At 46.0% G+C, this 9,805-nt stretch carries 7 protein-coding genes and 2 pseudogenes; 7 read left to right on the plus strand and 2 right to left on the minus strand.

Annotation, left to right across the window (positions count from 1 at the left end):
• Positions 1-195: 195 nt before the first annotated feature.
• The 5 genes and pseudogenes from SPI9445_RS25630 to SPI9445_RS27020 all read left to right on the plus strand — a co-directional run bounded on the left by SPI9445_RS25630 (position 196) and on the right by SPI9445_RS27020 (position 6,151).
• Complete coding sequence (locus SPI9445_RS25630; RefSeq protein WP_017305419.1) at positions 196-1,080, plus strand: RNA-guided endonuclease InsQ/TnpB family protein; 885 nt, start codon at positions 196-198, stop codon at positions 1,078-1,080.
• Positions 1,081-1,595: 515 nt separating this feature from the next.
• Positions 1,596-2,276 carry a PEP-CTERM sorting domain-containing protein gene (locus tag SPI9445_RS0114165; RefSeq protein WP_017305420.1) on the plus strand — a complete coding sequence of 227 codons (681 nt, stop codon included), beginning with the start codon at positions 1,596-1,598 and terminating at the stop codon, positions 2,274-2,276.
• 429 nt (positions 2,277-2,705) lie between these two features.
• Entirely contained in the window at positions 2,706-3,338 is a 633-nt protein-coding gene (locus SPI9445_RS0114170; RefSeq protein WP_017305421.1) for a PEP-CTERM sorting domain-containing protein, read from the plus strand.
• A gap of 109 nt (positions 3,339-3,447) precedes the next feature.
• Complete coding sequence (locus SPI9445_RS0114175; RefSeq protein WP_017305422.1) at positions 3,448-4,692, plus strand: Zn-dependent hydrolase; 1,245 nt, start codon at positions 3,448-3,450, stop codon at positions 4,690-4,692.
• A gap of 165 nt (positions 4,693-4,857) precedes the next feature.
• Positions 4,858-6,151: pseudogene (locus tag SPI9445_RS27020) on the plus strand (IS4 family transposase).
• A gap of 107 nt (positions 6,152-6,258) precedes the next feature.
• Here SPI9445_RS27020 and crtH read toward each other — a convergent pair.
• Both crtH and SPI9445_RS0114190 read right to left on the minus strand, forming a co-directional pair.
• Positions 6,259-7,794, minus strand: coding sequence for a carotenoid isomerase (crtH, locus tag SPI9445_RS0114185; protein WP_017305423.1), 1,536 nt, complete (start codon positions 7,792-7,794; stop codon positions 6,259-6,261).
• Positions 7,795-7,949: 155 nt separating this feature from the next.
• A complete protein-coding gene (locus tag SPI9445_RS0114190; protein ID WP_017305424.1) occupies positions 7,950-8,756 on the minus strand; it encodes a COP23 domain-containing protein in 807 nt (268 codons plus the stop codon).
• A 169-nt stretch (positions 8,757-8,925) separates the two neighbouring features.
• On the opposite strand from SPI9445_RS0114190, the gene SPI9445_RS0114195 reads away from it, so the two are divergent.
• Positions 8,926-9,192, plus strand: a complete 267-nt coding sequence (locus SPI9445_RS0114195) for a (2Fe-2S) ferredoxin domain-containing protein (protein ID WP_017305425.1) — start codon at positions 8,926-8,928, stop codon at positions 9,190-9,192.
• 66 nt (positions 9,193-9,258) lie between these two features.
• A pseudogene (locus tag SPI9445_RS32135) lies at positions 9,259-9,805 on the plus strand (helix-turn-helix domain-containing protein); the annotation flags it as partial.

Here is a 9,805-nt window from a genome sequence, read left to right on the forward strand (position 1 = left end):
GGTGGAAAGCTAGGGCTGAGATAGGGCAAACCTTCGCCCAGTAAGGGATAAGGCAAAGGTTTACAACGTTCCTTATCTTGATCGTCGGAAGAAGACCCTCGATTTTATCGACGGGATGAATTACGACATATTAGAACAGCATACCCCGAACTGTAAAATCCTGCTATAATCTTAGTCACAATGAGCAAGAATTGAATGCTTAACCTTACTTACAACTACAAGATAATTCCAACCAAAGAGCAGACAGAGAAGATCGAATTAAATTTAACTGTCTGCCAATCTGTTTGGAACTATGCTTTGGCCAAAAGAAAGCTTTGGTCTAACAGTCGTAGTTGTCAGGTTAACGCTTGCTCTATTCGTTCTGAATATATTGTTGCTCCCTTTGAATATCCTAACTACCCTACTCAATCTGCCAATTTAACCCAAGCTAAAAAGACTAACGATTTCCTTAAGTCTGGTAATGCCCAAGCGATGCAGCAAACATTGCGGAAATTGGAGCGGGCGTTTAACGACATGAAAAGCAAGGGACTAGGTTTTCCTCGCTTCAAAAGGAACATGAAGTCTTTTAATTTAGTTAGTAGCAGAATTGAAGTCAATGGTAACAAGCTAAAGATGCCTCTATTGGGTAAAGTTAAGCTGGTCAAATCAAGGGATATTCCAGAGGGTTTTAAGATCAAACAAGTTCAAGTAATCAAGAAAGCATCGGGTTACTATGTCAACTTAGCAATTGAGCTTGATGTTAATATCCCAACCCCAATACCTCATGGTCACGCTTTGGGGATTGATGTTGGGATTCAAAGTATGCTGGCAACTTCCGACGGTTTGATTCTTCCTAGACCGAAGTTTTTAGATAAAGCACGGCGTAAGATTAAATTACTACAAAGAAGGCTTAGGAATAAAAACAAAGGTTCTAATAAATGGCAGAAGCTACAGCATCGGATCGCTCTATTACATGAAGCCGTAGCCAACAGAAGAAAGGATTACCATTTCAAGTTAGCCCATCAACTCTGTGATGGAGTCGGTAGTAAAACAGCGTGGATTAACTGCGGTCGGTGCGCCCGTGGTCAAACAGCCCAGTAATGGCGTTCTGTCGGGGACTTCGGTCTAGATAAGAGTCTATATGGGAATCCCTCGCTTTCAGCGATGGGAGGTTCAATACTGTCTCCGTGTCCCACGGACTAGGTAGGTCTAGCCCAAATCCTCGGTAGAGAAGGACAGAATTAGGAGTTCTTAAGCAAATCAAACAAAGTATAACATTTGTTCACACTCCCCACACCCCCCTATTCCCTCAGGGAACCTATGGGCAAAATTGCTTACAGTTGGGTAGAGCGAACCGAGCAATTGCCACCTTTCCTAAGCATTTTGACCCAGTTTTGCCCCGTTTAAATATATAAATTTAGTTATTAAGTCAGCCATCTTACGGAGAACTTTACAAAAAATTTGCACAAAATACTGACTTCTTGATGAAATCTTGTTTGCACTCGGCCGAAAATCGGTTTTTAATAAACATAAGCAAAAGGTTAACCCCTTATCTGCTAGACGTTTTGACCGTTTCTGAACTAGGGCTGAAATAACTCACTCAGGAGAACAACACCATGAAAAAATTTATCTCTACTGTACTCGTCTCTTCCGCCATTGTCGCTACCGGATTAGCCTTCACTGCACCTGAAGCCTTTGCTCAAGGTCGTCCGGGTGGTGGTGGCGGCGGTGGCGGTGGTGGCGGCCAACAAGGTCAAACCTGTGATGTGAACAACTTTGATCCTGCCGCCTCTTTTTGTGAAGGGTCTTTTGATGGCAATGATGTTAATTTTGCGGCTGAAATCAATGATGTGTTTGGGATTGGCGATTTGGGCTTAACTTGGAACTTGGATGCCAAAATTGACATTGAAAGTAGTGGTTTAGTTTTATCGGGTCCCAATACCTTAGATTTCGGCGTTTCCGTCCTTTACAACAGCACCACGGAAGGCAGTCAAGGGACTTGGAATTTTGGGACTGGTTTATTTGATGAAGCATTTGTCATCGTTCTCAAAGCAGCCAACTCCTTCAGCGCTTATTACTTTGAAGCGGGTACATCCATTTCTCAAGGGTGGTGGGATACCATTGGAACCTCTGCTAACCGTAATGGTACTGCCGCCGAATTGTCCCACATTTCCCTCTACTTAGCCAGTTCTCCGGGTGGTGGTGATGATGACACCAGCGTACCTGAACCTGCTACCTTATTAGGTTTAGCCTTAGTGGGTGGTGCTTTTGGTTTAAGCCGTCGTCGGTCTTCCTAGGTTTACAGTTTGGCAAGAGGATAAGGACGATTCAAGACTTGCCCCACTGCCTGATCAATTTCTTCTGAAACGGCTTTTCCCGAATCCGGAGAGAAGAGTTTTAGCCTAAGTCTCAAAACGGTTTAATAAGGAGAGGGTTAGAGTTATGGCTTTAACCCTCTTGTTCTCAGTAGGAATGCTGAATTATTTTCTAAACTGAATACTGTTTAAAATACTTGATTTTACTGAGGAAAATTAAACTTAAAAATCTCTTGACAGAGCCTTTATAAAATTGCTCCATTTCTTTACGTTATCTTGTTTGCAGCGTCCCCAAAATAGGTTTCAATAGAGATATAGGAAAAAGTTAAGTCCTATTCGTCTTAAGTTTTGATACTTTCTAGTCACAACAATTTCTAGTCGCAACAAGCTCTACCAACTCAGGAGAACACCATGAAAAAATTTATCTCTACGTTACTCGTCTCTTCCGCCCTCGTTACTACCGGATTAGCCTTCGCTGCACCTGAAGCCTTCGCGCAACAAGTGGGTCAAACCTGTGACGTGAACAACTTTGATCCCGCCGCCTCCATGTGTGAAGGGTCTTTTGAGGGCAATGATGTTAACTTTGCGGCTGAAATCAATGATGTGTTTGGGATTGGCGATTTAGGCTTAACTTGGAATATGGACGCCAAAATCGATATCACAGAAAATGGGGGTGGTGTATTATCGGGTCCGAATAGCTTAGATTTCGGCGTTTCCGTCCTCTACAACAACAGCACGGAAGGCAGTAAAGGAACTTGGAATTTCGGCACAGGTTTATATGATGAGGCATTCGTCATCGTTCTCAAAGCGGCTACTTCCTATAGTGCTTATTTCTTTGAAGCGGGAACTTCCATTTCTCAAGGTTGGTGGGACACCATTGGAACCTCTGCCAACGCCCGCAATGGTAAGGCTGCTGAATTGTCTCACATCTCCCTCTACTTAGCCAGTTCTCCTGATCCTAATCCTGTGCCTGAACCTGTTACTTTATTAGGTTTAGCCTTAGTGGGTGGTGCGTTTGGTTTAAGCCGTCGTCGTTCTTCCTAAATTGCCATTCTAAGATGGGGGACAGTCTCCTGCATCGGGTTGAAGAAAATTCAATAGGAAAAAAAGGGTTAGATTGTATCTAACCCTTTTGCCATTTCAGCGTGAACTCATGATTTTGCGTAACTCCCCCCCCTCTTTTGTGGTTAATCGCGATCGCCTAATTCGGACTCTGGAACATTTAGGCTCCATTGGCGAAATTCCTAATGGGGGAGTCTGTCGTTTAGCCTACTCCCCAGAAGATATTGCAGCGCGGAAGTTAGTCCAGCAGTGGATGAGAGAAGCAGGGATGAGGGTACAGATTGACAGTGCAGGGAATATTATTGGTCGGTATGACGGAGAAAATCCCCAGGCCTCTGCTTTAGCGACGGGATCTCACTTGGACACCGTTCCCACGGGAGGCCGTTATGATGGGGCCTTGGGTATCCTCGCTGGATTGGAAATGGTGCGCGTATTGCAGGAAAACCAAGTCCGCTTACATCGCCCAGTTGAGGTCATTGTCTTTACCGATGAAGAAGGGACAATGATTGGCAGTAAGGCGATGTCGGGGAGTTTGGTCAATGATTCGGGCTATTATCGCCGCCCCGATGGGACAGACATTCAAACCTGTTTAAGGCGGGTGGGGGGGGATTGGGATACTATTTATCAAGCTAAACGCAGTCCCCAAGCGTTGGCGGCCTTTGTGGAGTTGCACGTTGAACAGGGGCCTATTTTGGAGTCAATGGGGCAGTCTATCGGGGTGGTGGAGGGGATTGTCGGACAACGGCGCTATCAAATTATTATTGAGGGTCAAGCAAATCATGCTGGGACAACGCCCATGTATCTGCGGGTGGATGCTTTAGTGACGGCGGCTAAAATTGTCTTGGCCGTGCAGGATATTGGCAATAGTCCCGGTCAACAGGTGGCAACGGTGGGGCAGTTGAATGTTTTTCCTAATGCGGTGAATGTGATTCCGGGACGGGTGGAAATGAGTCTAGATATTCGGGATTTATCCAATCGACATCTAGAGGCGTTGATGGAACAATTGCGGCTACAGTTGGAAGAAATTGCCAACACTACCCAGAGCAAAATATACCTCAATCCCTGTCTACACAATGAACCCGCCCTCGCAGAACCCTACATTCAACAAATCATTGCCCAAGTCTGTGATGAGTTACAACTAACCTATACCCACCTCCCCAGTCGGGCGAGTCATGATGCCCAAGAATTAGCCCGCATCACCGACATGGGGATGATTTTTGTCCCCTCGGCCGCTGGGGTGAGTCATGCGGTGACAGAATACACTACCCCAGAGGATTGTGTGAACGGCGCTCAAGTGTTGTTAGAAACGTTTTTTAAGTTGGGGTTGGCTGAATAGGTCTGCTTGTGGGGTTAAGGTGTCGGGTGTCGGGTGTCGGGAATCGGTGTAGGGGCGCAATGCTTGCCATTGGTGTCAACTTAACGAGAGAGAGGGGAAAAAGAAAAGAATGGGAAAAACCAGAGGGAAGAAGAAAATGAAATAAGTAAGAGAGAGGAAAGGAAGATGAAAAAGAGAGCAAAGCAACGGCCTAGAAAAGAGGGGAATCCAGATTTACGTCGTCAGCGTCAAACCCCAGCATTAGAAATTCCTCAATTGGTAGAAGAACTGAAAGAATATTTAACCCCTTGCTTATTTACCCCGTTAAAATATGTACAGGGTAATCATGAGAAACTGATGAGAGAGCGACTGTTGACTCTGCCCGTCATGGTAGCGTTAGTGGTGAGTTTGGTCTATCGAAATATCCCCGGATTAAGTGAAGCGGTGAGACTTTTGCAAGAAGAAGGATTGTTGTGGGTAAAACCGTTAAAAGTCAGTAAACAAGCTGTCTCTAAAAGATTGATGAATTTTCCCGCAGAAATTTTTGCTGTTCTCCTCAAAAGACTGTTAGACAAAAGACCAGACGTTGCGAAGAAAAATCCCTTAGAAAAACAAGGGGAAACTGTAAGGGAAAAATTTAGCACTCTGTGGATAGCAGATGGTTCAACCCTAGAACAGCTTCGGAAACGGCTAAAAATCGCCCCGAAAGAATCTGGGGAACTTGCCGGAAAAATCATGGTGATAGTCGAAGCTTTGACCCAAGTGCCTGTAACGATGTGGTATGAAGAAAATGCTCGATGTAATGATAAAATTTGGGGTCAAGAGTTATTAGAAACTCTCCCTGAATCGGGCTTATTGATTTTTGATCTGGGCTTTTTTTCTTTTAGCTGGTTTGACCAATTTACTCAAGAAAATAAGTTTTTTATCACCCGAATGAGAGGCCAGACATCTTATCAGGTTCAACGAGTTCTTTCTGCATCGTTCTAATCCTTGTCATCATCCCGTTCGATTAGTTTCTGTGCTCTGGGGTAAAACTTGGTATTATTATTTAACTAATGTCCTTGACGCTCGGCATCTTTCTCCTCAAGAAGTTTGTGATTTATATCGGAGAAGGTGGAAAATTGAAGAAGCCTTTTCCTTCACTAAACGTCTTTTGGGGTTAGCCTATGTTTGGGTGGGACATATTAATGGTGTACAAATCCAGATTCTCTCCACTTTGATTTTTTACACGGTTTTAAACCAATTAGTCGCCGAAGTAGCGATCGCACTTCATCAACCCAAGGAAAAAATCTCTGTGGAGATGGTTTTCCGTAGCTTATACTATGTGGCTAAAGCTGTGCTGCGAGGCGAAAACCCTGATACAGTGGCATATTTAGCTGAGCGAGCCAAGTTATTTGGTCTGATCAAAGCCGAGAGAAAACGACATCGACAAAAAGACGCTCTTTCTCGGCTAATTTGGGATCCCATTCCCTTAAGTTGACACCAATGAATGCTTGCGCCCTAGGGAGTCGGGTGTCGGGAATAGGTAATAATTATCAATTCTCCCTCTCTCCCTCTCTCCCCCTCCCCGTCAAGATTGCCCCCCAACTAATAGCCCAAATCCACCGCCACCCGATGCGCACAGGCAAAACCGGAAAACGCCACCGCATTTAAACCTTGTCCGGGGAATGTACTATCCCCCACACAATATAAACCCGGAATAGCCGTCCGATTGAAAGGCATCCCCAACAATCCCGCCAACTTGCGGCGGGGAATGGGGCCATACGTCCCATCATCCCGACCTAAAAAGCGGCGATGGGTGCGCGCCGTTCCCACCTCTTGATAGTCAATCGCTTGGGTTAAATTGGGGAAAATCTGCTCTAAACGGTCAATAATCCGGTCTGCGGCCGCTTCTTTTTTCTCCTCATATTCCTTACTTGATAAATTTTGCCAGTCCTTAATCCAACTGGGTGTAAAACTGTGGATGATGTGATGGCCGTCTGGGGCTAAACTGGGGTCGAGTAGGGTAGGAATCGAGACAAAAATAGTCCCCTCGGCTTCTTCCATCTTGTCCCACTCTTCCAGCAGAATATGATGGCATTCAGTTCCCTGCGGTAACACCGAGGCCTCAACCCCTAAATGTAAACTGAGAAAACTAGGGGACTTTTGGTAACGTTCTTTCCAGCGTTTTTCTGAGGGAGGCATGAGTTCCGAAGGGAGGAGTTTCTCAAAGGTATCCCAACGGGTGGCATTAGAAACAATCCGCGTCCCATAGTAATGTTCTCCCGTTGCCAGTTGCACCCCTACAGCCCGACCATTTTCTAGAATGACTTGACTCACCCGGGCTTTATATTGAATCTGTCCCCCAGCTTTTTCTAGCCCTTCCACCAGTTTCTGGGCAATTTGTCCCACTCCTCCTTTGGGGTAATTAATCCCGCCATAATGTCGGTCAGAAAAGACCATCCCAGCGTTAATCATGGGAGTTTTAGCGGCCGGTACCACCGACCAGCAGTAACACTCCATGTCAATGAATTTGAGTAATTCGGGGTCTTTAATATAGCGTCGGGCAATATCCCCCACATTTTGGGGGAGATATTTCACTAAACCTAAACAAGCGAGGGGGTGTTGAAAAAAGACGCGGAATAAATAACCCAATTCTTCGAGGGAGAGTAATTCCATAACATTGAGGCAGTTAAACACCCGCCAACACTCGTCATAGAAGCGACGAATGCCTTGACGTTCTTGGGGAAAGCGATCGCCTAATTCCCCTAGAAACTGCTCATAATCCCGATGCACCTTGAGTTCCAGACCTTGGGGCAAGTGATAATGAATCTGGCAACTATCGGGAATCGTCTCAATTTTCATCCCCACAGCATCTAAAGCACGGGTGAGTAAATTCGTTGTGCCTTCCGTGCCGAAGCCAAAAATCATCGAGGCCCCCACATCAAAACAATAGCCCTCGCGCTCAAAATAGCCCGCACTGCCCCCCGGAATCAAATACCGTTCTAAAACCAGAACCTTAGCCCCCTTCGCGGCGAGTTGGGTGGCCGTCACCAGTCCACCAATCCCCGAACCAATGACAATCACATCATAATCCGGGCGAGTCGATGCAGGATGGGAGGGAGTAGGCGCTGTTTTGGTCATTGGTCTTCAACAAATTGCACAAATGGGAGAGCAATCCTTATTTTACGGTGTTTTGTTGGCTCTATCCTCTGTCTTGTAGTGCAAAAAGTTAGCCCCCACCCACGAGAAACCCGGCGCTGGTCATCCAGAGCGCCGGGTTTGCCCTACCTGCAATCTTAGCGGAAATTATCCGGGTTTAAAGTCCGACCAGACCCCGGATTCCCCGGATTGCGGACGGGGCGGGGTGTATTCCGAATTGGACTACTTTGGCGTAAGTGAGTCCCTGTCCCCCCATCGGAGGGAGCGAGGAAGGGGCGCAAATTAATCCCACCGGGCGAAGACATCGGCGCACCGCCACCTGTGGCACCACTGCCGCCTAAAATGCCCCCTAAGTTAGAGGTATCAATCCCTAACACATTGCCCAGTTCCCCGATAATGCCGCCGACATTACCGCCATTAATAAAAGTGTTTACCCCTTGAGTCGCTTGGCCACTATCGGCCAGTGTGAGATTTTGGAACACTTGATCCCGTGTAGCGATGGGGTCTTGTCCGGGAGGTACTGTTAAGACAATACGACAACTGGGATCTGTTTGGGTCGTCACACAAATAACATTATAGTTATTTTCTATCCCCGTTCGTAGTTCTAACAGGCCATCGGGACGATATTGTTCTAAGCGTTGGCTGATGGTATTACAGCGTTTATCCGCCGTCCAGCCGCCCCCTAAGTCTTGGGGAGATGCCCAAGGATAAGCGTATTCTGGCTGCTCTTTGGGGGTATACATCACGGTGTAAGACCCGTTGTTATATTGGCAGGTAAAACGGGGGTCGTCTTCCGTTTGTATAATGACATCTTCTGCTTCTGTGGTCGCTTGACTCAGCAGGAGAGGGCTATGTTCTGTAGCTTGGGCGCTTCCGGCACTCAGCAGCAGCGCAAGACCGACCAGAGGCAAGGAGAGAGTTGAGTAGCTGGTTCGATATTCCATGATATCTGATGGTATTGAGGACTATATTTAGGTGTACAAAGATGAGAGTTGAAATCCTGTCGATTGCAATGGGTGCAATTAGGTTATGGTAGAGCAGACCTTATTTCTGTCTTCTAGACGTAGGTCAATCAGGATTGTTCCCACTGTTGCGATCGATAGCCCGTTAATCATGAACCAACCAATCACCCAGGAAATTCTTGTTTGTCAAAACCGCACCTGTCGCCGTCAAGGGTCTGAAAAAATTTTGAAGGTGTTGGCTGGGTGTGATCTTCCGGGGGTGCGTGTTGTGGGGTGTGGGTGTTTAGGACATTGTGGGAGTGGTCCAATGGTGTTGATCTTGCCGGAGTTGCTTTGGTATGAGGGGGTGACGCTGGGGGGGATTCAGGCGATTATCTTGATCGTCGGAAGAAGACCCTCGATTGTATCGACGGGATGAATTACGACATATTACAACAGCATACCCCAACCTGCTATAATCTTGCTAACAATGAGCAAGAATTGAATGCTTAACCTTACTTACAACTATAAGATAATTCCAACCAAAGAGCAGACAGAGAAGATCGAATTAATTTAACTGTCTGCCAATCTGTTTGGAACTATGCTTTGGTTCAAGAAAGCTTTGGTCTAACAGTCGTAGTTGTCAGGTTAACGCTTGCTCTATTCGTTCTGAATAGATTGTTGCTCCCTTTGAATATCCTAACTACCCTACTCAATCTGCCAATCTAACCCAAGCTAAAAAGACTAACGATTTCCTGAAGTCTGGTAATGCCCAAGCGATGCAGCAAACATTGCGGAAATTGGAGCGGGCGTTTAACGACATGAAAAGCAAGGGACTAGGTTTTCCTCGCTTCAAGAGGAACATGAAGTTTTTAGATAAAGCACGGCGTAAGATGAAATTACTACAAAGAAGGCTTAAAAATAAAGACAAAGGTTCTAATAAATGGCAGAAACTACAGCATCGGATCGCTCTATTACATGAAGCCGTAGCCAACAGAAGAAAGGATTACTATTTCAAGTTAGCCCATCAACTCTGTGATGGAGTCAGTAGT

This window comes from Spirulina subsalsa PCC 9445 (assembly GCF_000314005.1).
Classification (GTDB): domain Bacteria; phylum Cyanobacteriota; class Cyanobacteriia; order Cyanobacteriales; family Spirulinaceae; genus Spirulina_A; species Spirulina_A subsalsa.